The sequence below is a fragment of the Opitutus sp. sgz309028 genome (assembly GCF_059821195.1).
On sequence record NZ_JCAMRR010000003.1, the window covers coordinates 134,294 to 160,699 of the forward strand.

Below are 26,406 nucleotides of genomic sequence, written 5' to 3' on the forward strand. Positions count from 1 at the left end.
TGGCGTCTCGCGTCAACGGAGCGCGCGGACCATTTGCCACTGCGTCAGCGGGAGGCGAGCGAGGCCGAGTTCGTTGAAGGCTTCGCTGAGCTCCTCGGGCCACACGGCGGTCGCGCGCCAGGTTTTCTGCGGATGCTTCGCCATGGCTGCGCGCAACACCGCAGCCTGGCGCGCGATCGCGTCGGGGCCGGGCGTCGTGACCCAGGCACGAATCGACACGGTGTCGCCGGCCAAGCCGGACAGCGCGAGCCACGCGTCCGACAAGGAGTAGCCCACGTCTGGCGGACCGAGTTGCGCGATCGTTTCGCCCGAGAGTTGCCACGGCAGATCGCTTGATCCGTGCAGCGAAACGGCGTGGCCGACGGCGCGGAGATCGACGGTTTGCAGCGCGTCGTTGGCGATGGCAGTGCCGGGGCCGCTGAAACCGACGAGCCGACGCAGCTTTTCGAACCTACAACGTTCGTAGAGTTTCACCGCCGCTTCGTTTTGCTCGATGACCTCGAGCGTCATCGCGTGTTCGCCCCGGGCCTCCGCGTCGCGCAGCAGATGCTCCATGAGAGCGCGTCCGACACCGCCGCGGCGCGCTTCCGGCAGCAGGCCCATGCCGGCGAGCCGGCTCGTCCAACCGCGTCGCGCGATCAACGCGGCGCCGACCGCCACGCCGTCGCGTCGCACGATCTGGCTGGCGGCGAGATCGACGCTGTCGACCCGCGCGAGCTGGAGCAGGCCGGGAGCGGTGAACGCGATCTTCACGAAGTAATCCGCGAAGGCGCGTGTCAGCAGCTCCGCAGCCGCATCGAGTCCGTGGTCGGCGAGAGAGACAAAATCGAACGTCGAGCGCATCGTGGCACGATGGCCAACTCGAGCTTTCAGGGCACGGCGTAAATCTCCACCATGCCGATGCCCGTCGCGCCGCTGCGGCCGCTGACCACGGCAGTGTAGATCCCCGGCGGAAGATCGATCAGCAACGCCGCGTCGGCGCTGCCGTCGGCGAACGGCACCGCGCCGACTTTCTGTGCGGCGGAGATTATCGCCGCCGCCTCGGTCGGATCGGTGGACCAGTTGTCGTTGCCGGCGACGCGCACGCTGCCGCGATAAATGTCGATCTGCGGATCGGACAACGTGGACGGAAGCGCGCCGGCCAGACCCGGACCCACCGCGCGAATCAACAAGCGCAGACTGCCCGGGCCGGCGGTGACGAAGCCGGCGATGAGGACGTTGTCGCCGGTGCCGATGTGCGCGCGGGCGGAGAGGTTGGCGAGCGTGACGGAGTCGTCGCGATCGGCGTCGTAAATTTCCAGCAGCGTGATTCCGCCGCGGTCCCCGGCCGAGCGGGCGTGCACGGTCACGGCGCCGGGAGGAAACGACGCGAGCACGGCGGCGTCCTTGCTGTTTTCGGCGAGCGGGAAGGCGCCGGTTTCCTCGGCGGCCATGGTCAGCACGTTCGGTTCCGGCGTTTGCGACCAGTCGTCGACTTCCAAGTCCGGCGTGGGCCCGCGGAAAATCGCGAGCGTGGGATCGGTGAGCGTTTCGGACGAGTCGAGTCCGCCCAGGCCGGGGCCGACGGCGCGGACGAGCAGCGATTTCGGACGTGGGCCGGCGACCACGGTGCCAGCGATCAGGACGCGGTCGCCGGAGTCCGTGAAGGCGCGCGCGGAGATTTCCGCGAGATGCGGCTGGCGAGGAGCTTCCGGCGGTGGCGTGGCGCGTCGTGGATTCAGCAAACTATCCCAGCGTTGCAGATAACGAGAAGAAGGAAACAGCGGCACGGGCGCGGCGATCGAGACCATCGGACGCAGCGCGCGGTCGCCGACGGCGCCCAGTTGCGTCTGCTCGGCCGCGCCGTGGCCGAGAGCGATCTTGCGCGCAGCGGGATCGGATTCCCACGTGGCGGCGGCGAGGGCCTGCGCGAGGCGATGCACGCCCCAGGTGTCGAGGGCGTTGAACGCGGGGCCGAAACGATTCGTGCCGGTCGGCACCGTGTGATCGGCGGCGTAGTTGTAGCCGGCGATGCGGTCGGAGCGGAGGAGGAGGAAATCCTTGTTCGCGGCGGGCAATGCGAGGTGGTTGAACAGATCGATCGCCATGCGGTGGTCGTTGATCGTGTCGTCCTCGTAGATCTGGACGATGGCGAGCGTCGATGCGGGAAACGCCGCCAGCTCCGCGTCCGTGATGAGGCTATACCATGGCGCGAACATGAGCAGCGCCAAGCCGTGGGCACCCCAGTTTTTCTCGCGCAGGGCGCGCAGCGCGAGCGCCGGCACGGCGCCGCCGCCGTAGGAGTGGCCGGCGAAGATGACGCGGCTGGTGTCGATCAGGGATGGAAAGCGAGCGGCGGCCGCGGTGAATCCGTCGAAGAGGATCGAGTAGTTCGAGGCGACGTTCGTGAGCTCGGCGGGATACGGAGAAAACACGACGACCGCGCCGTGGCTGGCGAGGTGTTCCAGCAGTTCCTCGTAGTAGAGCGTTTTGCTGCCCCCGAAACCGTGGGCGAAAAACCAGGTCGGTCGCGGACCGGCCGCGCCTTCGGGCCGGAAAACGGTCACTTCTTGTCCGGGCCAGCCGGGACTGGGAAACGTCTCGCGGACGACGGCGAACGCGCCCGGACCGCCGTAGGTGTCGACCGGTGCGGGCACGGGTCCGGTGTGTGCGGTGCGGAGCCCGGCGATGACGGCCACGGCGACGGCGAGGCGTCGCAGAAATTTAACTACACGTGCGGGAGCGCACGACAAAAGGGAGGATGGCTGCATACGCCTCCCTCAACGCGCGTGGACGCGATTGGTTTCCGCCTGAGGGGGAGGCTATTTTGGGCGGACGCCTCGGAGAGGAGTCCTTGCCGGCGGCGGAGCTAGATCTGCCAGTCGTGGACCCGGAGGTCGGAGGTCGAGGGATTCTCGACGAGCGTTTCCTTCCGGCGGCGCGTGCGGGTGACGAGGTTTTCCCCCTTGTTGTAAACGACGGACTCGGCGGGCACGGATTTGATCAGCCAGACATTGGAGCCGATGATCGAGTGCTCGCCGATGTGGGTGTCGCCGCCGAGGATCGTGGCGTGGGCGTAGATCGTGACGTGATCGCCGATGTCCGGATGGCGCTTGATGCCCTTGATCGGATCGCCGGATTCGTCGGTCTCGAACGATTTCGCCCCGAGCGTGACACCCTGATAGAGTTTCACGTGATGGCCGATGGTGGCGGTTTCGCCGATGACGACGCCGGTGCCGTGGTCGATGAAGAAATGCGAGCCGATGCGCGCGCCGGGATGGAGATCGCAGCCGGTGCGTTCGTGGGCATATTCGGTGAGCATGCGCGGCAGCAGCGGAACGCCGAGCCGGTAAAGCTCGTGCGCGAAACGCTGCACGGAGATCGCGAGCACGCAGGGGTAGGCGAGGATGATCTCCTCGATGCTGCGGGCGGCGGGATCGCCGCGGTAGGCGGCATTGACGTCGGTCTGGATAATTTCGCGCAGTGAGGGTAGCTGACGAAGCAGCTTGCCGGTGAGCTGGCGGCCGCTTTCGGCGGCCGCGGGAATCCCGGAGAAGCGGAGGCACTTTTCGATTTCGACGACGAGCCGGGTTTCCAGCCGGGTGAGCAGTTTGGATACGTGGCGGGGCGCGGCTTCCTTGGTGAGCCCCGTGTCTTCAAAAAAGCCGGGAAACAGCAGGTGCATGCAGTCGACGGCGATCTGGTTGACCGACGACTGCGCCGGGAGATTGACGCCGTCGAGATGATTGATGCCGCCGTGCTTCTCGTAGGAGGCGAGCAGCGCCCGCTGGATGTCGTCGAGGCTCATGCAAAGGAAAACGGATGTGTCAGCCGCCCGGCTGACGCAAGCGTGACGCGTGGCATCAGCGCGACCTGGCGCTAGATGTAATACATCTCTTCCGGTCGCCTGGAGACGAACATGTCCAGCGTGTAGGACTTCGTTTTCTCGATGAGGCTGTCGCGAATCTGTTGCCAGATTTCCTGCACGCGGCGGCCGGAGCGGCCCTGGGAATTGCCGCTCAGGCCGAACACCTCGCCTTCGATCACGATCATGATGTCGAAGAGCGAAATCTGGTCGGGTGGACGGGCGAGCGCGTAGCCGCCTTGGATGCCGCGGCGGCTGGTGACGAGTCCGCCGTTGCGCAGTTCGGAGAGAATTTGGGCGAGGAAGGTTGGCGGGACCTGCTCGGTGCGTGACAGGTGCTCGCTTTGCGCGAGCTCGCCGGTGCCGTGCAGACGCCCAAGCTCGGCGAGGACGCGGCAGGCGTAGTCGAGCTTGGTGGAGATTTTCATCGGGATGCGTCTGGCGGCGGAGCGAGGTCGGAGCCTAGATCACGTAATCGCCGCTCTCGGGTTTAACGAATTCCTTCGGCCGCAGGAGCATGCCGGCGGCGACGGTGGCGTTGGTGCCCTGTTCGATGAGAATGAACGCGCCGGTGAGCCGGTTGGCCGGATAGCCGTCGTGAAAGATGGGCGTGGCGGTGCGGATTCGCACCTGACCGAGATCGTTCATCGCGAGCTGCTCGGGCGTGGCTTCGGGTTCGAGCGTCTCGATGTTGAGGCGGTGTTCGATATCGGTGACGACGGCCTGGACGGTGTTGGTCGTGTGCTTGAGGAAATATTTTTTCCCGCGTTGCAGCGCGCGAGGGTGCATCCAGCAGATCTTGGCCTCGAGCTCGGTGGCGCCGCCGGGCAGGCGATCCATGCCGACGATCATGCTGCCGCGGCTGATGTCGATGTCGCGATCGAGGACGAGCGTGACCGATTGCGGGCCGAAGGCTTCCTTGAGCGAGCCGTCGTAGGTGTAGATTTCCTTCACGGTGGCGACCATGCCGGCGGGGAGCGTGAGGACCTTGTCGCCGACGCGCACGATACCGCTGGCGATCTGGCCGCTGAAACCGCGGAAATCGTGGAGCCGGCTGTCGGTGGGATTGTTGGGCCGGTTGACCCACTGCACGGGCAGGCGGAAGCAGTTGAGGTTGGTGTCGCTCGCGATGTGCACCTGCTCGAGATGACCGAGCAGCGTGGGACCGTCATACCATGGCGCGTTCTTCGAACGCTCGACGACGTTGTCGCCGTTGAGCGCGCTCATGGGGATGAACTGCACGTCCTTGATACCGAGACGGGGAAGAAACGCCTCGAACTGGGCGCGGATCTGCTTGAAGCGGGCCTCGCTCCACTCGACGAGGTCCATCTTGTTGATGGCGACGACGAGATGCGGGATGCGGAGGAGGGAAGCGATCGCGGTGTGGCGGCGGCTCTGCTCGATGACGCCGGCGCGGGCGTCGACGAGGATGACGGAGAGGTTGGCGCTGCTCGCGCCGGTGACCATGTTGCGCGTGTATTGGACGTGGCCGGGTGTGTCCGCGATGATGAAGCGGCGCTTCGGCGTCGCGAAATAGCGATATGCGACGTCGATGGTGATGCCCTGTTCGCGCTCGGCGCGGAGGCCGTCGGTGAGGTTGGCGAGATTGATCTGGCCGCCGCCGGTGATGTCGGCCGAACGCTCCAGGGCCTCGAGCTGGTCCTCCATGATGTTCTTCGAATCGAAGAGCAGGCGACCGATGAGCGTCGATTTCCCGTCATCGACCGAGCCGCAGGTGTTGAAGCGGAGGATGTCGATCGGGGCCGCGCTGCGCGCGGCCGGAGATGGGAGATGGGAGATGGGAGATGGAGTGGGAGAGGCGACGGCGGACATGGAAATATTATGCGCGGCGTTGTTCGGTGGAGCGGATGAGGCCCGTCGTGAGTTTGCCGACGGAGATCAGGAGACTTTGAAGTTTTTGAATTTCGGTAGGTGTCGCGTAAGAAAGGTCGGAGAGCAGATAGGAGAGCGAGCGGACTTCTCCGCAGGAGGCACGGGCGACGTTATAGAATTGAAGCTTTTCAGGGATGTGAACGCGTTCGAAACCTTCCGCGATGTTGGTCATGACCGAGACGGCAGCGCGCTGGAGTTGATCGCGCAGACCGAAATCCCGTGCCGCGGGATCGCGACGAAGAATCGAGTAGAGCAGGCGAACCAACTCGCGGGCGAGCTGCCAAGCTTCCAAGTCCTCGAAGGTTCGAACTCCATCTGCCATCTTCCATCTCCCATCTCCGGCGGGTTAGAAGTAACCCGCCTTTTTGCGGTCTTCCATCGCCGCTTCGGAGGCTTTGTCGTCGGCGCGGGAGCCGCGCTCGGTCACGCGCGCGGCGGCGATTTCGGCGATGATGTCGTCGAAGCTCTCCGCCGGCGATTCCACCATGCCGGTGCTGATGATGTCGCCGATCGTGCGGACGCGCACCACGAGCTCGCGCACCTCTTCGTTGGGCTTCGGCGGGACGATGTCGTTCACCGGCAGCCACTGGCCGGCGCGGCGGACGCATTTGCGCTTGTGGCTGAAATAAATCGACGGGACCTCGAGCTTCTCGCGGCGGATGTATTCCCAGATGTCCATCTCGGTCCAGTTCGAGAGGGGAAACACGCGCATGTTTTCGCCGGGATTGAGACGACCGTTGTAGAGATTCCAGATTTCCGGGCGCTGGTTTTTCGGATCCCACTGGCCGAAGCTGTCGCGGAAACTGAAAAAGCGCTCCTTCGCGCGGGCCTTTTCCTCGTCGCGGCGGGCGCCGCCGATGCAGCAGTCGAAGCGGAATTCCTCGATCGCGGCGAGGAGCGTCGGAATCTGGAGCTTGTTGCGGCTGATTTCGCCCGGGGCGGGCGTGGCGATGCCGGAGGCGATCGCGTCCTCGACCTTGCGGACGATGAGCTTGGCGCCGAGCTGCTTCGCGCGGCGGTCGCGAAATTCGTTGAGCTCGGGGAAGTGATGACCGGTGTCGACGTTGAGCAACGGCATCGGAATCTCGGCGGGACGAAACGCCTTTTCCGCGAGACGCAGAAGGCAGATCGAATCCTTGCCGCCGGAAAAGAGCAGCGCGGGCCGCTCGAACTCGCCGGCGACTTCGCGCATCACGTGGATGGCTTCAGTCTCGAGAAGCTGAAGGTGGTCGAGGTGGTAATTGGTCACGGAGAACTGAGGATAGAGGCGAAAGGCTAGAGGCTAGAGGCGAGAGGCGAAAGGCTGACTTCAGGCGCTGGCGGCGGCTTTGCCGCCCCAGGACGCGTGGAGACCGCATTCGCGTTTCTCGTCGGCTTTCGCGGGATCGAAATAGTCCCACTCGTTCGGCAGGTGGTGCTGCGCGAGGTAAGCCTCCATGTCGGCGTCGCTATAATAGAACACCGGGCTCACTTTCAGGGAGTTGAAATTGGTGTCGTGCGAAACGATGTCCAACCCGGCGCGATTCGGGTTCTGGACCTTGCGCAGCGCGGTGATCCAGACGGTCGGCGCGAGCTCGCGCATGCCGCGCTGAAATGGCTCGAGCTTCATCAGCGCGCTGAATTTCTTCAGGCCTTCCTCGTCCTCGGTGCTCGGGATCTCGCCGTAAATCGCGTCGCGATGCGCGGGCGTGATTTTCGGGAGGTAAGGTTTGATATTCAGCTTCAGCTGCGCGCGCAGCTGCTCGGCGTGTTTGTAGGTCGCGGGACGATTGTAGCCGTGGTCAACCCAGAGGACCGGGATGTCGGGCTGCACCTGAGTAGCGAGGTGCAGGACCACGGCTTCGTAAGGACGGAAGTTCGTCGATACCACCGCCCGGCCGCCCGCGCGGGCAATGGCCCAGCGGACGATTTCGAGCGGAGATTGGGTGCGGAGTTCGGCGTTGGCGGCGGAAAGTTCGGCGGGAGACATGCGCTCGGAGATCGAAAATCGAAGATCGGAGTTCGGAGAGGGGGATCGATATAAGGGAAGCCCGACGGGGACGTCGGGCTCGACCTCAGGCGGTCACTTTGGGTTCGGCGACGGCGGCGGCCGCGGCCTGGGCGGCTTCGAGTTCGGGCCAGATCGCACGGGCGGCGAAATCGCCGAAACGCTCGCCGGGCTGGCGCTCGTTCTTCCAGCGCGTCAGGAGTGGACGGAGTTCGTTCTCGATCTCCGGATCCTTCACCGTGTCCTTGTAGACGCGGTTGAGGCGCGTGCCGGCGGCGTTGCCGCCGATCCAGATCTGGTAGCGGCCGGGCGCTTTGCCGACGAACGCGATTTCCGCCATGTAAGGACGCGCGCAGCCGTTGGGGCACCCGGTCGAGCGGATGATGATTTCCTCGCCGCCGAGGCCAAGCTCGCCTCCAAGTTTTTCGATCCGATCGATCAGACCCGGGAGCATGCGCTCCGATTCGGCGAGCGCGAGGCCGCAGGTCGGGAGGGCGGGGCACGCCATCGACGCGGCGTGGAGAATGGAAGCCTGGTTGTCGACCTTGACGCCGTGCGCGGCGAGCAGCGCGGTGATGCCGGCGCGGTCGGACTCAGGGACGTTGGCGATGATGACGTTCTGGTTGGCCGAGAGGCGGAATTCCACGTGCGGGAACTTCAGCGCGACCTCGCGCAACGCCGTCTTCTGCGTGTGGCCGGGAACGTCTTTGATGCGGCCGGTCTCGACGAAGAGCGTGAGGAACAGCTTGCCATCGAGCGCGCGGTGCCAGCCGTAGAGATCGCCGGTCGTAGTGAAATTATAAGGACGCGCGGGCCCGAAGGTGATCCCGGCGCGGCGGGCGATCTCGTCACGAGTCCAGTCGGCGCCGCGCTCCTCGACGACGTATTTGAAACGCGCGTGCTTGCGGTTCGTGCGATCGCCGAAATCGCGGAACGTGGCAATCACGGCCTTCGCGACCGGGATCACCTGATCGGGCGTGATGAAACCGATGACGTCCGCGAGACGCGGATACGTCTGTGTGTTGCCGTGACTGCGACCCATGCCGCCGCCGACGGCGACGTTGTAGCCGAGAACCTGCTCGTTCTCGATGATCGCGATGAAGCCGAGATCGTTGGTGAACACGTCCATGTCGTTCACCGGCGGGACGACGAAGGAGATCTTGAATTTGCGCGGCAGGTAGGTCTGCCCGTAGAGCGGATCGACGAAATTCTTGTTCTCGGGGTCGTCGAGGTTGAGTTGGACGTTGTCGATCCAGATCGAGTGGTAGGCGCGGGTCTTCGGTGCGACCTCGCCGACGGTGCGCGCGGCGTCGGCGTAGACGGCTTCGCGAGCGCGGCTGTAAGCGGGCGTCGGCGAAGCGGTGATGTTGCGGTTGACGTCGCCGCAGGCCGCGAGGGTGGAGAGGAGCGACTCGTTGATCTTCTTGATGAGCGATCCGAGGTTCGACTTCACCACGCCGTGAAACTGGATGCACTGGCGGGTGGTGACGCGCAGGGTATTGTTGCCGTAATTCGTCGCGAGGTCGTCGAACGTGATCCACTGGTTGGCCGTCATGACGCCGCCGGGGATGCGGCTGCGGATCATCATGATGTATTTCTTGCCGGCCTTGCGGAGGTCGCGGTCGTCCTGCTGGTAAATGCCGTGGAATTTGGTGAACTCCTTCTCGTCGTCGGAAAAGCGGTCGAGGGACGCGTCGGCCAGGGTCGCGGCGATCGTGCTGGCCAAGGTGGGATTGGCCTGCTTCAGGAATTCGTTGGAGGTGAGTGGCGCAGTGGCTGCTTCTGGCATAGGTGAAAACGGAGAGTTGACTACTTTACTAAAGAAGTAAAAACAAAACTCACACATGTCCCTTGATGACACACTAAGCCCGCCCGCGTCGACGCGCCCCCCGGCGCCCGTGCGCCTCGTCGGCGCGGGTCCGGGCGCGCCGGATTTGATTACGCTGCGCGGCGCGCGGGCGCTGCAGCAAGCAGAGGTCGTGCTTTATGACGATCTCGCAAATGCCGAACTGCTAGATCATTGCCCGCCGACAGCGGAAAAAATCTACGTCGGCAAACGTGCCGGCGCGCACAGCGCGAGCCAGGGCGAGATCAGCCGGTTGCTCGTCGCCAAGGCCCGCGCGGGGCTGCGCGTCGTGCGGTTGAAAGGCGGCGATCCGATGTTTTTTGGCCGCACCGCGGAAGAACTCGAGGCGCTCGCAACCGCCGGTTTCGAATTCGAGATCGTGCCGGGCGTGACCGCGGCATCGGCTGCGGGCGCGGCGGCGGGCATTCCTCTGACGCAGCGCGGGGTGACCTCGATGACGGTGTTCGTGGCGGGTCACGCGTGTGCGGATCGCAACGGCACGCCGGTGGACTGGCGCGCGCTCGCCGCGCTGCGGGCGACGCTCTGCATTTACATGGGCACGCGGCGGTTCAGCGAAATCGCGCGGGAGTTGATTTCGGGCGGCCTCCCGGAAACGACGCCGGTCGCGGTGATCGCGGGCGCGACGCTTTCGTCGCAAAGCCTGCGCGTCGGCACGCTGACGAGCGCCGACGAATTGCTGGCCAATCTGCAAGGCCGGCCGGCGATGATCATCGTCGGCGAGGTCGTGCGCTGGAGCGAACTCGCCTCCGCGGCGGCGCAACTGGCGCCGATGGGCTGCGAGATCTGATTCGAGCGATCGGACGCGAAACGAATCGATGCCTTCGCGACGTGTTTTGCTCGTCGACAACGGCTCGCTCGAACCGGCGAGCACGCTACAACTGCGTCGACTGGCGCGGGCGCTGAGCGAGCGGCTCGCGGTCGACGTCGCGCCGGTATCGGTGGCGCATTCGTCAAAGGTGTCCGCTGATGCGCTCGATGGCACGCCGGCGGAATTGTTTGACGCGGCCCTGACGCGCGCGCTGGCGGACGGCGTCGACGAAATCGTCGTGCTGCCGCTGTTCGTCGGACCGTCCTACGCGATCGTGCGGCATCTGCCGGCGGTGGTGGCGGAACGATTGAAAACGTTCCCGTCGGCGCGGATCGAGATCGCGGCGCCGCTGTTCGTGCCGGGCGAGGAACGCCTCGGACAAATCCTCGCGGAGTTCGCGCGCGAGCAGCTCGCGAGGTTGGGCGACGCGCGGGTGCGCGTGGCCGTCGTCGATCACGGCAGTCCGTCACGTGCGGTGACGGCGGTGCGCGATGCCGTGGCGGCCCAGGTGCGCGCTTCGCTCGGCGCGACGGCGGAAGATGTCGCTGCGTGCAGCATGGAACGGCGGCCCGGCGCCGAGTTTGAATTCAACGAACCGCTGTTGGAAAACCTGCTCGTGCGCGACGCGTGGCGGCGCGGGCCGTTGGCGGTGGCGCTGCTGTTCATCGCCCCTGGCAAACATGCCGGGCCGGACGGCGACGTGGCGCAGATCGTGGCGCGCGTTCGCGGGGAAACGGCGGACGCGGTGCGTTTCACGCCGGTGATGGGAACGCATCCGCTGCTGCTCGATATTCTCGCCGATCGCGCGCGCGCGGCGCTGGCGCGGTTGGCGTCCATCGGCTGAGCGCTCGGATCAGTCCGCGAGATCCACGGATTTCCACGGATGGTTGTCCAACAACGTTGGATACCAGTTCCGAAGCTTCGGACTCACGAGGTGGACGCGGTTGTAGTAATAGAGCGGGATGGCGGGCAGCTCCTCGACGAGGATCTGATCGAGCTGCTGGTAGATGGCGTAGCGCTCCTCGTTGTCCTTCGCGCGGAGTGACGCTTCCAAGAGCCGGTCGTAATCGGGATTGGCCCAGCCGGTGGTGTTGTTGCCGCTGGTGGAATGCCACAGGTCGAGAAAGACGTGCGGGTCGACATAATCGCCGATCCAGCCGGCGCGCAGGAGATCGAAGTTTTTCGTGCGCTGGGAGTCCATGTAGACTTTCCATTCCTGATTCACGAGCGTGACCTCGATGCCGAGATGCTTGCGCCACATCTGCTGGATGGCTTCGGCGACGAGGCGGTTGTTTTGCTGCGTGTTGTAGATCAGCTCGCGGACGGGAAATCCCTTGCCGTCAGGATAACCGGCCTCCGCGAGCAGGCGGCGGGCGTTGTCGATCGTGCCGCGCAGTTGCGCGCGCGGCGTGTAGCCCTGGTTGTCGGGATAACTGATCGCATAAGCCGGTCGCTCTCCGCCGCGCACGACGTTTTTCACGAGCGCCTCGCGATCGATCGCGAGCGCGAGCGCGCGCCGCACGCGGACATCGTCGAACGGCGGACGCGTGACGTTGAAGCGATAAAAGTAGACCCCGAGGTAGGGATCGGTGCGCAGCGCGGCGGGATTCTCGCGGCGATACGTGTCGATTTTCGCGCTCGGCAGGTCGTAGGTGACGTGGAGCTGGCCGGTGCGAAACATGCGCTCCTCCGTATCCAAATTGTCGATCGGGAAGAAATGGATCTCGTCGAGCTTCACGTTGGCGCGGTCCCAATACGTGGGCGAACGGCGCACCTTCAGGATTTGGTTCGGACGCCACTCCGTGAGGACAAACGGGCCGTTGCCGACGAAGTTTTCCGGCCGCGTCCATTGGGTGCCGCGCCGCGCGAGTCCGTCGAATTTTTTCACGGTCGGCAAATGGACCGGATACCACGCGTAGTGGTTCATCGCGCTGAGCAGATAAGGTGTCGGATGCAGCAGGCGGATCTGCAGCGTGTGCTCGTCGAGCGCCTTGATGCCGACCTGGCCGAAGTCATGGAGACGACCCTCGAAGTAGTCGCGCGCGCCGGCGACGTAGTCGTAGATCATGTAGGCATACTCGGCGGCGAGCGCGGGCGTGAGGAGGCGTTGATATGAGCCCACGAAATCCTGTGCGGTGACGGGATCGCCGTTGGACCAGCGCGCCTCGGGCCGAAGATGGAACGTGTAAACAAGACCGTCGGCGGAAATATCCCACGAGACCGCGACGCCCGGCACCGGGTGCAGATCGACCGGATCCTCGCTGACGAGGCCTTCGATCAGGGCCGTCACGACCTTGTGCTCGGGGATGCCGGTGACGGTCTGCGGATCGAGGTCCTGCACCTCGGCACCGTTGCCGTAGAGGAGAATCTTGGCCTGCGGATCGCTGGCGGCGGAGGTGTCGCCGGCTTTGGGCTGGCAGCCGGAAACAGCGAAAACCAGCGGAAGCGCAATTGTGGGAAAAAGGCGGCGGAAAAAAGGAATCATCGGGAAAGGGTTGTGGGAAAAATCATGGCGCGGGGGCAACGAGATCGACGTCGACGTAGGAGCGGTTCCAGAACGCGTCCTGTTTCCAGCCGCGGACGCGCGGCGACATCAGCCAGTTTTGCACATTGAAATAGAGCGGTGCGACGGGCGCTTGTTCGACGAGAAGCGCTTCCGCGGCCGCGAGATCGCCGGCGGCGACGAGGGCGTCGAATTCGGCGGAGCGCCAGCGCGGATAATTTCCCGGCGCGTCGCTGACGAATTCCGCGAGCGACGCGGCGGCGTCGGGCACATCCGGCAGGCTGGTGATAAACGCGAGGTCGTAATCGCCGCGGCTGAGCGCGGCGAGATGGACCTTCGCTTCGTGCAGCGCGATCCGGACCTCGACGCCGAGCTCCGCGCGCCACGTCGCCTGGATCGCCTCCAGCAGCGGAAGCTGCGACGGCGACCACGCGGTGAGCTCGAGCGACGGGAAATCGCGACCGCCGGCGAAACCCGCCTCGGCGAGCAAGCGACGCGCGAGCTCCGGATCGTGGTTGCTCGCATCCTCGGCCGCGGTGGTGAGCGTCATCGCCGGCGACAGAAAACGCTTAGCGGGGATTTGGCCGCCGAGCAGGACGCGTTCGACGAGTTTCGCGCGATCGAGTGCGAGCGACAGCGCGCGGCGCACGCGGGCATCGCCGAGCGGCGCGCGCGTCGTATTGAAGGAAAGGTAACGCGTTTCGGCGAGCGCGAGGCGGTGAAGTTCCGCGGGATGCTCGCGCGCGTAGGCGGCGATCTTCGTTTTCGGCACGTCGACGGTGACGTCGATCTGGCCGGCGCGAAACGCGCGCTCCTCGGTGTCGGTGCTGTCGAAACGGAGAAACTCGATCTTCGCCAGCGGCACGTGCGCGGCGTCGCGATAATGAGGATTCTTGCGCACGACGATCCGCTGCTGCGGGCTCCACTCCGCGAGGACGAACGGACCGTTGCCGATGTGATGCGCGGGCTGCGTCCAAGTGCGACCGTGCGCGGCGACGACTCGCGGGTTGACGGGAATCCACGGGCCGGATGCGACGTAATGGGGAAATGGAGACAGCGGCCGCTCGAGCGCGATCGCGAGCGTGCGGGCGTCGACGACACGGAAACCGACTTCCGAGAAATCGGCGAGCGCGCCGGACGAGTAAGCGCGGGCGTTTTTCACGGGGAAAAACAGATGGACTTTCGGCGCGGCCGTGGCGGGCGCGAGCGCGCGCTGGAACGACGCGACCACATCGCTCGCGGTGAGCGGCTCGCCGCTGGACCATTTCAGATCGTCGCGCAGGTGAAACGTGTAAACGAGTCCGTCGGGCGAGACGTCGAAACGTTCCGCGATTCCTGCGAGCGGTTCGCCGCCGGCGGGATTCGGCAGCAGCAGACCTTCGCCAAGCGCGCGGATGACGAAAAATTCGTCGGGCAGCGACGCGGTGGCGGGATCGAGATCCGTGGGTTCGTTGCGCTGCGAGACGCGCAGCGTTTTCTCCGCGGCGATCGACGGGGGGCGCGAACATGCGCCGACGATCGTCGCGAGCGCGCAGGCGGCGAGGAGACGGAGAGCGCCCGAACGCGTGGTGGAGCGGCGCATGGGGCTAGGGGGTGGTTTCGAGCCACACGTGCTTGTAGGGATGATGATCGAGCAGGGTCGGATGCCAGCCCTTCACCGACGGCCGGATCAGGAACACGTGCGTGTAGTGGTAAATGGGAATCATGGGCATCGCGTCCAGCAGCAGCGATTCGGCTTTTTGCAGGAGCGAGAAACGCGTGGCCGGTTCGCTTTCCCGCGAAGCGGCGAAGAGCAGCGCGTCGTAGGCGGCGCTCGTCCAGCCCGTGTAGTTGTTGCCCGAATCCCCCCGCCAGATCTCGAGAAACGAAACCGGGTCGACGAAATCGCCGGTCCAGACGGAGCGAAGAATCTCGAAGTTTCCGGCGCGGCGGGCGGCGATGACGCTCGTGTTTTCCTGGTTGCTGAGCTGCACGGTGACGCCGAGCTCGCGGCGCCACATTTCCTGGATCGCCTCGGCGATCGCACGGTGTGCCTCGGAAGAATTGAACAGGAGCTCGAACGCGGGCAGCCCCTTGCCGCCCGGATAACCGGCGTCGGCGAGCAGCTGGCGCGCGGCCTCGAAATCGGTGCGCAGCGGAGCGGGCGGAAAATAGCCGGCTGTGCCCGGCGGGGTGAAGGACAGCGCGGGCTGCTGTCCGCCGCGGAGGATTTTGGCCACGAGCGCGTCACGATCGATCGCGAGCGCGAGGGCGCGGCGCACGCGCACGTCGTTGAGGAAAGGCCGCACGGTGTTGAGCCGGTAGAAATACGTGCCGAGCAGCGGATCGATGCGGAGGAGTGCGGGCGACTCCTGGCGATAGACGTCGACCTTGCCGGGGGGCAGCGCCTCCGTGACATGCAGCTGGCGGGCGCGAAACGCGCGTTCCTCGGCGTCGAGGCTGTCGATGGTGTGAAAGTGAATGCGCGTCAGCCGCACGGTCGCGCGATCCCAATACGTGTCGGATTTGCGCACGACGATCTCCTGACCCTTGCGCCACGCTTCGAGCGTGAACGGACCGTTGCCGACGAGGCGATCGGGACGCGCCCAGGGATTGCCGCGTTGCGTCGGCGAACCGTGTTGTTCGATCGAGGCGAGATGCACGGGAAACCAGATCGCGTGATTCAGCAGCGAGAGAAAATACGGCGTCGGATGTTCGAGCGTGACGCGCAGCGTGCGCGCGTCGGGCGCGGCGAGGCCGACTTGATCGAAGGAGCCTGATCCGCTGTGAAATGCCTGCGCACCGGCGATGACGTAAAGCAGCGGCGCGTTTTCAGCGGCGAGCGAGGGCGTGAGCGCGCGCCGCCAGGACGCGATGAAATCCTGGGCGGTCACCGGATCGCCGTTGGACCAGCGCGCGTCGGCGCGAAGATAAAACGTGTAAGTGAGACCGTCGGCCGAGACGTCCCAGCGCTCCGCGACGCCCGGCACGGGATGGAGATCGACGGGATCCTCGGCGACGAGACCTTCGAAGAGGGCTGAGAGAACGTTGTAATCGCCGGCCTGCGTGGCGAGGTGCGGATCGAGATCCGCGAGATCGGGCCCGACGCCGCGGTGCAGGACCTGTTCGCGATTGCCCCGATCGACCGCGGTTTCGCGCGGCGTGCACGCGGTCAGCACCACGGCGGCGATCAGGCCGGCGACGGCGAGGCCGAAAACCTGCCGAAGGGAAACGAGGGACCGAAACGCGGACGGGACGGACGGACGGGCGAAGCGCATCGCGCGCATCTTTGCGGCTAGCGGCGTTTGAGCAAGGCCACGGCGTGCGCGGCGATCGCGAGTCCGCGGCCGATGTCGCCCACGCCTTCGTTGGTCGTCGCCTTCAGACCGATTTCGTCGGGGGTGAGCTGCGTCGAACGTGCGAGCGCGGCTTTCATCTCGGCGAGTCGCGGGTAGATCTTGGGCTTCTCGGCGATCACTGACACATCGATGTTCACGATGTCGAAGCCGAGTTTTACGATTTCCGCGCGGACCCGTTGCAGGAGCACCTGCGAGTCGATGTCTCGGTAGGCGGGATCGGTGTTCGGAAAAAAGTGGCCGATGTCGGGCAGCCCGGCGGCGCCGAGCAATGCATCGCAGACCGCATGCGTGACGCAGTCGGCGTCCGAGTGACCCTCGAGTCCGAAGTCGGCTTCGAAACGCACCCCGCCGAGAACGAGCGGACGCTGCGGCGCGATGCGATGGATGTCGTAACCGTGCCCGATACGGAAGGTCATTGCAGCGCGAGAGGCGTCACTTCGTGAGCAGAAACTCCATGTAGGCGAGGTCCGCCGGCGTGGTGAGCTTGGGATTTGGATACGGATTCTCCAGCAACGCGATCGGATGCTTCAGCGTTTCGACGGCCGCGGCGTCGTCGGTGATCCGCAGATTGCGTTCCGCCACGCGCGCGTAGCCGCGGACGATGAGGTCGCGCGCGAAAACCTGCGGCGTTTCCATGGCCCAGAGCCGGGAGCGGTCGAGCGTGCGCAGATGCGCGTCGTCGCGGTGCTCCTTGATCGTGTCGGTGACGCGGTGCGCGAGCACGACGGCGTCTTCGCGGACGACGATCTTGTGCAGCGCCACGAGTTGTTCCGGGCGGATGAGCGGTCGTGCGCAGTCGTGGATGAACACGTAGGCGATGTCCGGCGGCAGCACGGAGAGCGCGTTCATCACCGAGTCCTGCCGTTCGCGTCCGCCGCGGACGAGCGCGGACGGCGTCGGCGCGTAGGCCGCGAGCTCCGTCATCTGCCGCTGGTCGCGGTAAACCACGACGTAGAAATCCGCGATGCCGCTGGTCATGAATGCGACGGCGGTGTGGGCAAACACGGGCCGGCCGGCGAGCGGGGCGAGCACCTTATCGGTGACAGTGCCCTGCATGCGGGCACCGGTTCCGGCGGCGAGAAGGATGGCAGCGGTGCGGGACATGAGGGTTGGAGTTGAGGGCTGGGAGTTGAGAGTGGAGGGCGGAAACGCTCTAGAGCGGAGAAACGGAATTCAGTTCCGTGAGAATGGCTTCGGCCGCGGCGACGGGATCGGGCGCCTTGAAAATCGGGCGGCCAACAACGATGTAACTCGCGCCGGTCTTTGCGGCCTCGGCGGGCGTCATCACGCGCGTCTGGTCGTCGGCTTTCGCATCGCGCGGACGAATCCCGGGCGTGACGAGTTGCACGTCGGCCGGGAGCGTGGCGCGGAGCGGCTCGATCTCGAGCGGCGAACAGACGAGACCGCGCAGACCGGAGGCGACGGCGAGCCGGCCGAGGCGCACGACCTGATCGGCGGGCGAGGCGGAGACGCCGACGCCGTTGAGCTCGGCGGCGCTCATCGAGGTGAGGACGGTGACGCCGAGCAGCAGCAGCTCGGGCGCGTGTTGTTGCTGGGCCTTGGCGGCCCACGTCATCATCTCGCGACCGCCACCGGTGTGCAACGTGAGCATCCGGATCGGCAGCTTGGAGGCGGACTCGACGGCTTTCGCGACGGTGTTGGGGATGTCGTGAAGCTTGAGGTCGAGGAAGACGTTGAAGCCCAAATCGGCGACCTCGCGAACGCAGTCGGGGCCGCAGGCGGTGAACATCTCGAGGCCGACTTTGGCCCAGCGGACGGTGCCGGAGAGGCGCTTAAGGGCGGGGGCGACGTCGCGCGGGGATGGCGCGTCGAGGACGAGGATCAGGTCGCAAGGCATCAGGTTGGACGGGGAGTTAAACGACAGGATCCGGCCGGATTGAAGCAAAAACCTCCGGTGCCGCCCGGAGCGGACGGAACAGGCAAATTCCAAATCGGTTTTGCGTTGAAGGCGTCGATCTGCGCGACTGCAGCTTCGTGTGCTTTCGACGATGACAGTCTCCTCACCGGCCAAACTGAATCTTTTCCTCGCGATTACGGGCCGGCGGCCGGACGGCTTTCACGAACTCGTGTCGGTGGTCGCGCCGGTGAACTGGGGCGACACGCTGATGGCGGACATGCTGCCGGCGCGGCCGGGTGCGTTGACCTTCGAATGCGACGATCCGGCGGTGCCGGTGGATGAGACGAATCTCGTGTTGAAAGCGGCGCGGGCGTTTCGGGACGCGACCGGTTTCGCGGGCGCGGTGCATTTCAAAGTGGAGAAACGCATTCCGATGGGCGCGGGCCTGGGTGGCGGGAGCAGTAACGCGGCGGCAGCGCTGGTGGCGCTGAACCGGCTCGCGGGAGAACCGTTGACGCGTGAGGCACTGGGGGACGTCGCGGCGCGGGTGGGCTCGGATTGCGCGCTCTTTCTGCATGGTGGCCCGATCGTGATGCGAGGTCGCGGCGAACGCGTGGAGCCGCTGCCTGAGTCGGCGGCGGGGCGGCTCCGCGGCCGGCGGGTGCTGATTTTCAAGCCGGCGTTCGGCATCGCGACTGCCTGGGCCTATCGACAACTCGCGGAAGCGGCGCCGGCGAGCTATTTGCCGGGCGAGGTGGCCGAGGCGCGCTTGCGCTCCTGGATCGGCGACAGCGCGGCGGCGGCCGAAGGGCTGCTGTTGAATACGATGGAGCCGCCGGCGTTCCGGAAGTTTCCCGCGCTGCCGTTGCTGCTGGACCAACTGCGGGACGAGTTCCGGCTGGCGGCCCGGATGAGCGGCAGCGGCAGCGCGTGTTTCGCCTTGTTGCGCGACGACACCCCGGTGCCGGAGGTGGTGGCCCGAATCCGCGACGCATGGGGCGAATCCGCATTTGTTGTCGAAGCCGAACTGGCCCAGTAAATCGCATTGACCCGTCGCAGACAGGCGGCGTTATCGTCCGCACCTCCGGGGCGATCCCTCGCCGGCTCAGCAACGAAAATTAATGGATCTTAGCGACAAGACCGAAGTCACCGTCCAAGGCATCGCCGCCTCCCAAGGCATCGCCTACGGACAGGTCTTCGTTTATATCCAGAGCAACGTGGAGGTTCCGAGTTACCTCGTGGAACCGGAGAAGCGGGCCGCGGAGATCGCGCGTTTCGAAAAGGCCCTGCTCGCGACGCGGCAGCAGATCGCGAAAATCCAAAGCGAGGTCGAGCGCAACCTGGGCAAGGAGGAGGCGCTCATCTTCGACGCGCATCTGCTCGTGCTCGAGGACCAGGCTTTGATCGGCGAGACGATCCGCGAATTCGAGGCGACGAGTCGCAACATCGAGACGTGTTTCAACAAGGTATCCTCGCGTTACATACAGGCGTTCTCGGAAATCGACGACGAATACCTGCGCGAACGTGCTGGCGACATCCGCGATGTCGCGCAGCGCGTCCTCCAGAATCTGCTGGGTCAGGCCGAAAACTCGCTCACGCGCCTGGCCGACAAGCGCATCGTGGTCGCCAACGACATCTCGCCGTCGGACTCGGCGAGCATCGACCGCAGCGCGGCGCTCGCGATCGTCACCGACTCGGGCAGCAAGACGAGCCATGCCGTGATCGTCGCGCGCTCGATGAAGGTGCCCGCGGTCGTGGGCGTGCGCGATCTGTCGCGCCGCATGAAGCATGGCGATTGGGTGATCGTCGACGGCTACGACGGCGTCGTCGTCATCAATCCCTCCGAGAGCACGCTGTTCCGCTACGGCAAGATCCAGGAACAGAAGAAGACGTTCGAATCCCGCCTGCTGAAGGCCAACCAGCAGCCCGCAGTCACGCTCGACGGCGTCGACGTCACCCTGATGGCCAACATCGAAAAGACGGACGAGGTGAAGCTCGTGCGGGACTACAACGCCCGCGGCGTCGGGTTGTTTCGCACCGAGTATATTTTTCTCAACGCCTCGCGCATCCCGACCGAGCAGGAGCAGTTTCTCGCTTACAAGGCGGTGGCCGAGGGCCTCGCGCCGAATCCCGTCGTGATCCGCACGCTCGATCTCGGCGGCGACAAACCGATGGCGGGCAGCCCGGATTTGTTTCCGAAGGAGAACAACCCGTTCATGGGGTTTCGCGCGATCCGGTTCTGCCTCGAGCATCATGAGATTTTCAAGGACCAGCTCCGCGCGATCCTGATGGCCAGCGCCTACGGCAAAGTGCGCCTGATGTATCCGATGATCAGCGGTCACGAGGAGCTCGCGCGCGCGAATGCCGTGCTCGGCGAGTGCATGGAGGAGCTGAAGTCGCGCGGTCTGCCCTTCGACGAAAACATCGAGATCGGCGCGATGATCGAAGTGCCGAGCGCGGCGGCCACCGTCGACCTGCTCGCGCCGGACTGCGCGTTCTTCAGCGTCGGCACCAACGATCTCATCCAGTATCTGCTCGCGATCGATCGCGTGAACGACCGCATCGCGCATTTGTATGAACCCACGCATCCGGCGGTCATCCGCACGCTGAAGCGGATCATCGACGAGGGGCACAAGCAGAACGTGCCCGTGAGCGTGTGCGGCGAGATGGCGGGCGATCCGGTGTTCGCGCCGCTGCTGCTCGGTCTCGGCGTCGATTGCCTGAGCATGGCGCCGCCCTGGCTGCCGTCGGTGAAATACATCGTGCGTTCGATGAAGATGTCCGACGCGAAAGCGCTCGCGGACGAGGCGATGACGATGACCTCGCCGCGGGAAATCTACGCGAAGTGCGAGGCGTTTTACCGCTCGCGCGTCAAGATCGACTGAGCCGCGCGATGCCGTCGAACGGGCACCGCGAAGAGGCGGCCGGACGCGAAACGCGGGCCGCGAGCGGGTGGTGGTTCGCCGCGCTGGCGGTGCTATGGCTGCCGTTTTTGTGGCGGATGACGCGCGTGTGGTCGGCCAGCGTCGACCAGGCGCACGGCTGGGCGGTGCCGCTGCTCGCCGCGTATTTCGCATGGGAACGACTGCGGGAACGTCCCGCCGCGCCGGCCCGCACAGCCGCGGCGTTCGCGTGGAGTGCGATCGCGATCGGCCTGGCGGCGCTGCCACTCGCGTTGACGGTGCTCGAGGCCAACGCCAGCTGGCCGCTGGCGCAATGGGGCACGTTCGGACTCGTCGCGCTGGTGACGCTCGCCTTCGTCGCGCGCACGGCGGGAAACGCGTCCGCGCGGGGGCTCGTGTTTCCGTTGTTTTTCGTGACGACCGCGCTGACCTGGCCGGCGATCGTCACGACCAAAGTCGTCGGCTGGCTCGTGGCGCTCAACGTGCATCTCGCCGCCACCACGGTTTCGCTGCTCGGACACCCGGCGATCGTGAGCGGCAATGTCATCGAGGTGGCCACCGGTTTCGTCGGGATCAACGAAGCGTGCAGCGGGTTGCGTTCGCTGCAGGCCGTGTGGATGGCGGGCTGGTTTTTCGGCGAACTTTTCCGGTTGTCCTGGGGCAAGCGGCTGGGCCTCGTTGTCGGCGCGGTGGCGATCGCCGTCACGTGTAACTGGATTCGCACGACCACGCTCACCTGGCTGGCGGCGGCGTATTCGCCTGCGCTCAGCGAACAGTGGCACGATCGCGCGGGCGGAATCGAACTTGTCGGCTCGCTGCTGCTCGTCGGACTGTGGGCGTGGAAGTGGGGCCGGCACGCTCCCGCGCGGCCGCAGGAGGACAGCGACCCGTTCCGGCCGCGAGCCGGGGTGGGAATGAAATTTTTCACGCTGACGGCGGTCGGGGCGGCGCTTGTTCCCGTCGTTTGGTATCGTGCGCACGAACGGCAGGCGACCGCAGCGCGCGTGCAATGGCGACTCGAGCCACCCGCCGCGGATTGGCGGCCGTATGACGTGCCGCCGGCGGCGCTCGATTTGCTGCAAGCGACCTCGGCCCGCGGTTATCTCCGAGGCGGCAGCGCGGCGCTGCTCGTGCGCTGGGACGGACGCGTGGAATCCGCCATGGCCGGACAGTTGCACGATCCGAGCGTTTGCCTGCCGGCGGCGGGTTTGGCCGTGGAGCTGGATTCGCGGCGCGAAGAGGTGCGCGTCGACGGCGTGCCGATTGCGTTCAACGTCGCGCGCTTCGTCGCGGAAGGCACGGTGCGGCACGTGTTCTACTGCCATTGGGATGCGTGGCTGGGACGGACTCGCGATGCGGCCGAAGCGGTCGCGAGCGTGCCGGCGTGGCGGTGGGAACGCGTGCGGCTCGGTCAACGCCGCGCGGATGCGGCTTATCTGGCATTTGTCGTGCCGCTGGCCGATCGCGAGTCGGCCGTCGCCTGGTTGCGCGAGCATCTCGCGTCGATGTTGCGGCGCGACTGAAGTTTTTCCGTGCCCGGCCGAGATAGGCGTGCTCAATCGCACCTTTCACAAACACGGATGAATTTCGGCTCACTCAAGAAACGCGCGGACGATCATTGGCATGGCCTGAGCGAAAGTCAGCGCGCCTGGCGGGCGGGGGCCGCGATCACGGTGCTGGTCGCGGCGGCGGCGGGGGCCGCCTGGTATTCTGGCCGGCCGGTCTGGAAACGATGGCAACATGGACGCGCGCTCGAAGAGGTGAGGGTGTTTGCCGAGGCGAAGGATTATCGCCGGGCGACGCTGGCGTTGCGCCGGGCCATTGAGCTCGATCCGGGCAATCCCTCGACCTGGCAGCAGGCGGCGCGCGTGCTCGGCGAGGTCGGGTCGCCGACGGTGTTGATGGCGCGCGAACAACTCGCGCGGCTGAATCCCGACAATCCGGCTCTGAAACTGGCACTGGTGGAGGAAGCGTTGCGCCTCGAGCGCCTCGAGGTGGCGGAGGAGGCGTTGTCGGAACTTGCGACGGCGGCGCGCCAGGACGCCGCATTCTACCGCTCGTCGGCCGCGCTCGCCGAAGCGTTCGGTCGCACGGCGGACGTTGAAGCGAATCTGACGCGGCTGGTCGAACTCGCGCCGGACGACGCCGCGGCGAAACTCAATCTCGAAGCCACGCGACTGTGGGGCTTCGACGCGGACAAACAGGCGTCGGCGCTCCGCGCGTTGGACGAACTCACGCGCGATCCGCGTGTGCGGGTGCGGGCGGCGGTGGAACTGGTGAAGTTTGCCGCGCGTGAAACGGACGAGGCCCGGCAACGCGACATTGTCGGCCGGATGCAGCTGCGGTTCATCCCCGGCTGGCGCGAAGATTTTCCCCAGGGTGGCGCGGCGGGCTGGGCGCAGCTGGTCGAGCAACTCAAGCTGGCGGCGGCAGCCGACGGCGCGCCGGCGGTCGCGGTGCTCGGACGCTGGCTGGCGGAGATCGGTCAGCCGCGCGAGACCCTGGTGTGGCTCGAGAGCCTGCCGGACGCGGTGAAAAACGAGGCGGCCGCGCGGGATGTGATCGCGGGAATCAGTGCCGCGACCGGCGATCTCGATCGACTCGAGCAGCAGTTGCGCGCCGGCGCCTGGGGCGTGTGGCCGCGCGACGCGTTGACGCTCGCGATCGCGTCGCGGCTGCAGCAACTGCGCTATGGCGAGACGGCGGCGCGCGGCACGTGGGATACCGCGCTGACTGCGGCGGAAAGTTCGTTGCCCGGATTGCGGGCGTTGGTGCGACTGGCGAGCGCTTGGGGCGATGATGACGGCCTCACCCGCGCGTTGGAGAAAGTCGTGCAACGCTTTCCGAAGAGTTTTTGGGCCTACGACGCCCTGATCAATCGTCATGCCGCGCGCGGCGACCTCACGCGTTTGTGGCAGGTTTACGGCGAGGTGGTGAAGCAATGGCCCCAAGATGACGAGCGAGCCGCCCGGTGGATCCTGCTGGGTGCGATTCTCGATCGACTTACGCCTGCGGCGATCGACCGTGCAGAGGCCCTGCACCAGGCAAAACCGGCGCAACCTTTGACCACGGTTACGCTCGCGGCGGTGCGCTGGCGTCAGCGCCGCCCGGCGGACGCCGTGACGCTGTTGCACACGCTTCCGTCAGACGAAACGGCCGAACGCCGGGCCGTGACGTTCTGGCTGGCACTGGCCCAAACCGAGCTGGGGGCGACCGACGAAGCGAAGCCGCTGCTGCAGGCCGCTTGGCGGGCGAACCCGACGCTTGATGAAGCTCGTTTGCTGCAAGCCGCCGCCGCTCGCATAAGAATCCGTTTGGACGCATACAACTGAGGAAAATACCTGATTCTTTCCTCAATTTGGGGGCGTAGTTGTCGAAAAGCACCTTTGACAACGAAGTCCGTTCGACCTTTTCATCCATGCAAATGAGGGTAAGACCCTATATTTTGTTCGCCGTTACGGCTCTATTTTCGGCCTGTTTGGCCCTATCGGCACAGGCGCAGACCGCCCTATCTGCCGTCAACGGGTTCGATTCGCTGGTGCGAAACTACAACGCCATCGTCCTGAACGACGCCACGTTCAGCAACAGCAACATGGAAGGCGCGATCGCGGTGCGGGGGAATCTCACCACCTCCAGCGGGTCGATCGCTTACAAGACGTCCGTGTATGCCAACAGCAGCGATCCGACGCTCTATGTCGGCGGACAGCTCAAGATCAGCGGCGAGACGAAACTGCAGTCAGGTTATGCGGCGCTCCCGAATTCGGCGGGCAGCTTCGTTACCGTCAACGGCAGCCAGCGCCATTTCCTCACCACCACCGGCGGCAAGCTCAACCTCGACAACCTGCAAAACCCGCTCGCGAAAACGAGCCCGACGACGAATCCCACGCCGGCGAACTGGAACTGGGCGTCGATCGAATCGACCGCCATCTCGCTGTCGTCCCAACTCGCCGCCGCGGCCGTGACCGGCACCATCGGGGTGAACACCGGCAATCAGACGCTGACGTTTTCGCCCAACAGCACCGACGCGGGCGTGGTGGTTTTCAATTTCGATGCCTCGCTGCTGAACGGCAGCAGCTACGGCGGGCAGAATTTCAGCAACCTGAGGTTCAACATCGGCAGCGACCAGACTTTTGTCGTCAATGTGCTCAACGCGAACGGCAAGACGCTCATTGGCCAGGGCGTGAACTTCAACACGAGCTCGTTCGTCGGCGCGGGCGGTGCCGACCAGTTGCTGTGGAATATTACCGGCAGCGGCAACGTGACGCTGATGGGCAGCGGCGATTTCTACGGCAGCATCCTCGCCCCAGAGGCGACGCTTTCCAACGGCTCCGGTCGCGTCGAGGGACAGATCCTCGCCGGTGGTCTGACCTACTCGAACGCCCAGCTGCATTATAACGATTTCTCGCCGACGGCCGTGCTGGTGCCCGAGCCCGGCACGTATGCGCTCTGGACGCTCGGCCTGTGCGTCGCCGGTTTGGTCTGGCATCGCCGCCGGCGTGCCACGCGCCGCTGAACGCACCGCGTTCGCAGTCGCCGTTCAGTCCGCAGATCTTGCGGTGAAATAGAAGGCGTGGGGGACTTTCCAAGCGCGCGCGAAGGGCTTATCTTCGTGCGCCCAAGGAAAGGAGGAGTGCGCATGCATCTTCAGCCCTCCCTCGGCCAAGCCGAGGCCTATATCAACGTCCACCTCTCTCGTTCCGGCCCCGGTCATCTGACCAAGCCCATGGGGCCGTTTGTGACGGTGTCCCGCGAAGCGGGCGCGGGCGGCCATGGTTTCGCCCGGATGCTCGCCGCGCGTCTCGATCACGAGCTGCCCGGCGAAACGCCATGGACGGTGTTCGACCGCAATCTCGTCGAAGCGGTGTTGCAGTCCGAACAACTCTCGCCGCGGATCGCGCGCTTTCTTCCGGAGGACAAGGTGTCCGAGATCGGTTCGTCCATCGGCGAGCTGCTCGGCCTGCATCCCAGCATCTGGAGTCTCACGCAACGCACCAATCAAATGATGCGGGAGCTCGCCCGCGCCGGACACGTGATCCTCGTCGGCCGCGGCGCGAATTTTGCCACGGATCAGGTGGCGAGCGGGCTGCACGTGCGGTTGGTCGCTCCGCCGGCGATGCGGGCGGCTCACCTGGCGCGCGAACTCGGTATCGGCGCGGAGGATGCGTTGGGGCAGATCGACCGGATCGATGCCGCGCGCCGGAACTACGTGCGATCCGTCTTCGGAGCGGATGTGACCCGTGCCTGCGACTACGATCTCGTCTGCAATCTCGGCCGCCTGCCGCTCGAACAGGTCGTCGACCTCGCCGCGACCGTGCTGCGCAGCCGTATCGTCGCACCGGTGACGTAATCGCGGGGCGCGGTCACGAGCGCCGCTAGCGAGGGTTCGCGGGACCGGACGAGCGCGT

General features: G+C 65.7%; 23 protein-coding genes. 8 read left to right on the top strand and 15 right to left on the bottom strand.

The window, feature by feature from the left end; genetic code table 11:
• Positions 1-12: 12 nt before the first annotated feature.
• The 9 genes from AC6RV7_RS12505 to AC6RV7_RS12545 all read right to left on the bottom strand — a co-directional run bounded on the left by AC6RV7_RS12505 (position 13) and on the right by AC6RV7_RS12545 (position 9,513).
• The gene (locus AC6RV7_RS12505) at positions 13-843 is read right to left on the bottom strand and encodes a GNAT family N-acetyltransferase (protein WP_500094333.1); all 831 of its coding nucleotides are present in this window, start codon (positions 841-843) and stop codon (positions 13-15) included.
• A 26-nt stretch (positions 844-869) separates the two neighbouring features.
• Positions 870-2,678, bottom strand: coding sequence for a hypothetical protein (locus tag AC6RV7_RS12510; RefSeq protein WP_500094334.1), 1,809 nt, complete (start codon positions 2,676-2,678; stop codon positions 870-872).
• Positions 2,679-2,848: 170 nt separating this feature from the next.
• A complete protein-coding gene (locus AC6RV7_RS12515; RefSeq protein WP_500094335.1) occupies positions 2,849-3,787 on the bottom strand; it encodes a serine O-acetyltransferase in 939 nt (312 codons plus the stop codon).
• A 71-nt stretch (positions 3,788-3,858) separates the two neighbouring features.
• Positions 3,859-4,272, bottom strand: a complete 414-nt coding sequence (locus AC6RV7_RS12520; protein WP_500094336.1) for an RrF2 family transcriptional regulator — start codon at positions 4,270-4,272, stop codon at positions 3,859-3,861.
• A gap of 34 nt (positions 4,273-4,306) precedes the next feature.
• Entirely contained in the window at positions 4,307-5,602 is a 1,296-nt protein-coding gene (locus AC6RV7_RS12525) for a sulfate adenylyltransferase subunit 1 (RefSeq protein WP_500094911.1), read from the bottom strand.
• A gap of 82 nt (positions 5,603-5,684) precedes the next feature.
• Positions 5,685-6,029 (bottom strand): four helix bundle protein, encoded by a 345-nt coding sequence (locus AC6RV7_RS12530; RefSeq protein WP_500094337.1) that lies wholly within the window; start codon positions 6,027-6,029, stop codon positions 5,685-5,687.
• Between the two features lie 54 nt (positions 6,030-6,083).
• Positions 6,084-6,929: a sulfate adenylyltransferase subunit CysD gene (cysD, locus tag AC6RV7_RS12535; RefSeq protein ID WP_500094912.1), complete on the bottom strand. Its 846-nt coding sequence runs from the start codon at positions 6,927-6,929 to the stop codon at positions 6,084-6,086.
• A gap of 117 nt (positions 6,930-7,046) precedes the next feature.
• Positions 7,047-7,706, bottom strand: coding sequence for a phosphoadenosine phosphosulfate reductase domain-containing protein (locus tag AC6RV7_RS12540; protein ID WP_500094338.1), 660 nt, complete (start codon positions 7,704-7,706; stop codon positions 7,047-7,049).
• Positions 7,707-7,791: 85 nt separating this feature from the next.
• On the bottom strand, positions 7,792-9,513 hold the full coding sequence (locus AC6RV7_RS12545; RefSeq protein WP_500094339.1) for an NADPH-dependent assimilatory sulfite reductase hemoprotein subunit: 1,722 nt from the start codon (positions 9,511-9,513) through the stop codon (positions 7,792-7,794).
• A gap of 109 nt (positions 9,514-9,622) precedes the next feature.
• Here AC6RV7_RS12545 and cobA point away from each other — a divergent pair, with 109 nt between their 5' ends.
• Both cobA and AC6RV7_RS12555 read left to right on the top strand, forming a co-directional pair.
• Entirely contained in the window at positions 9,623-10,378 is a 756-nt protein-coding gene (gene cobA / locus AC6RV7_RS12550; protein WP_500094340.1) for a uroporphyrinogen-III C-methyltransferase, read from the top strand.
• A 28-nt stretch (positions 10,379-10,406) separates the two neighbouring features.
• Entirely contained in the window at positions 10,407-11,243 is an 837-nt protein-coding gene (locus AC6RV7_RS12555) for a sirohydrochlorin chelatase (RefSeq protein WP_500094341.1), read from the top strand.
• A 9-nt stretch (positions 11,244-11,252) separates the two neighbouring features.
• Here AC6RV7_RS12555 and AC6RV7_RS12560 read toward each other — a convergent pair whose 3' ends face one another.
• From AC6RV7_RS12560 to pyrF, 6 genes are read right to left on the bottom strand one after another with little or no spacing between them, the layout of a single operon-like run.
• Positions 11,253-12,884 carry a peptide ABC transporter substrate-binding protein gene (locus tag AC6RV7_RS12560; protein WP_500094342.1) on the bottom strand — a complete coding sequence of 544 codons (1,632 nt, stop codon included), beginning with the start codon at positions 12,882-12,884 and terminating at the stop codon, positions 11,253-11,255.
• Positions 12,885-12,906: 22 nt separating this feature from the next.
• Complete coding sequence (locus AC6RV7_RS12565; RefSeq protein ID WP_500094343.1) at positions 12,907-14,484, bottom strand: peptide ABC transporter substrate-binding protein; 1,578 nt, start codon at positions 14,482-14,484, stop codon at positions 12,907-12,909.
• Positions 14,485-14,488: 4 nt separating this feature from the next.
• Complete coding sequence (locus AC6RV7_RS12570) at positions 14,489-16,159, bottom strand: peptide ABC transporter substrate-binding protein (protein WP_500094344.1); 1,671 nt, start codon at positions 16,157-16,159, stop codon at positions 14,489-14,491.
• A gap of 17 nt (positions 16,160-16,176) precedes the next feature.
• The gene (ispF, locus tag AC6RV7_RS12575) at positions 16,177-16,656 is read right to left on the bottom strand and encodes a 2-C-methyl-D-erythritol 2,4-cyclodiphosphate synthase (RefSeq protein ID WP_500094345.1); all 480 of its coding nucleotides are present in this window, start codon (positions 16,654-16,656) and stop codon (positions 16,177-16,179) included.
• A gap of 16 nt (positions 16,657-16,672) precedes the next feature.
• Positions 16,673-17,344: a 2-C-methyl-D-erythritol 4-phosphate cytidylyltransferase gene (gene ispD / locus AC6RV7_RS12580; RefSeq protein ID WP_500094346.1), complete on the bottom strand. Its 672-nt coding sequence runs from the start codon at positions 17,342-17,344 to the stop codon at positions 16,673-16,675.
• A gap of 49 nt (positions 17,345-17,393) precedes the next feature.
• Positions 17,394-18,098, bottom strand: coding sequence for an orotidine-5'-phosphate decarboxylase (gene pyrF, locus AC6RV7_RS12585; RefSeq protein WP_500094347.1), 705 nt, complete (start codon positions 18,096-18,098; stop codon positions 17,394-17,396).
• A gap of 151 nt (positions 18,099-18,249) precedes the next feature.
• On the opposite strand from pyrF, the gene ispE reads away from it, so the two are divergent.
• From ispE to AC6RV7_RS12615, 6 genes are all read left to right on the top strand, one after another.
• Positions 18,250-19,137 carry a 4-(cytidine 5'-diphospho)-2-C-methyl-D-erythritol kinase gene (gene ispE / locus AC6RV7_RS12590; protein ID WP_500094348.1) on the top strand — a complete coding sequence of 296 codons (888 nt, stop codon included), beginning with the start codon at positions 18,250-18,252 and terminating at the stop codon, positions 19,135-19,137.
• Between the two features lie 82 nt (positions 19,138-19,219).
• Entirely contained in the window at positions 19,220-20,983 is a 1,764-nt protein-coding gene (gene ptsP / locus AC6RV7_RS12595) for a phosphoenolpyruvate--protein phosphotransferase (protein WP_500094349.1), read from the top strand.
• Between the two features lie 8 nt (positions 20,984-20,991).
• On the top strand, positions 20,992-22,524 hold the full coding sequence (locus AC6RV7_RS12600) for an exosortase/archaeosortase family protein (protein ID WP_500094350.1): 1,533 nt from the start codon (positions 20,992-20,994) through the stop codon (positions 22,522-22,524).
• Positions 22,525-22,581: 57 nt separating this feature from the next.
• The gene (locus tag AC6RV7_RS12605; protein WP_500094351.1) at positions 22,582-24,333 is read left to right on the top strand and encodes a tetratricopeptide repeat protein; all 1,752 of its coding nucleotides are present in this window, start codon (positions 22,582-22,584) and stop codon (positions 24,331-24,333) included.
• Between the two features lie 146 nt (positions 24,334-24,479).
• The gene (locus AC6RV7_RS12610; protein ID WP_500094352.1) at positions 24,480-25,514 is read left to right on the top strand and encodes a collagen-binding domain-containing protein; all 1,035 of its coding nucleotides are present in this window, start codon (positions 24,480-24,482) and stop codon (positions 25,512-25,514) included.
• A 123-nt stretch (positions 25,515-25,637) separates the two neighbouring features.
• The gene (locus tag AC6RV7_RS12615; protein WP_500094353.1) at positions 25,638-26,348 is read left to right on the top strand and encodes a cytidylate kinase-like family protein; all 711 of its coding nucleotides are present in this window, start codon (positions 25,638-25,640) and stop codon (positions 26,346-26,348) included.
• Positions 26,349-26,406 lie beyond the last annotated feature (58 nt).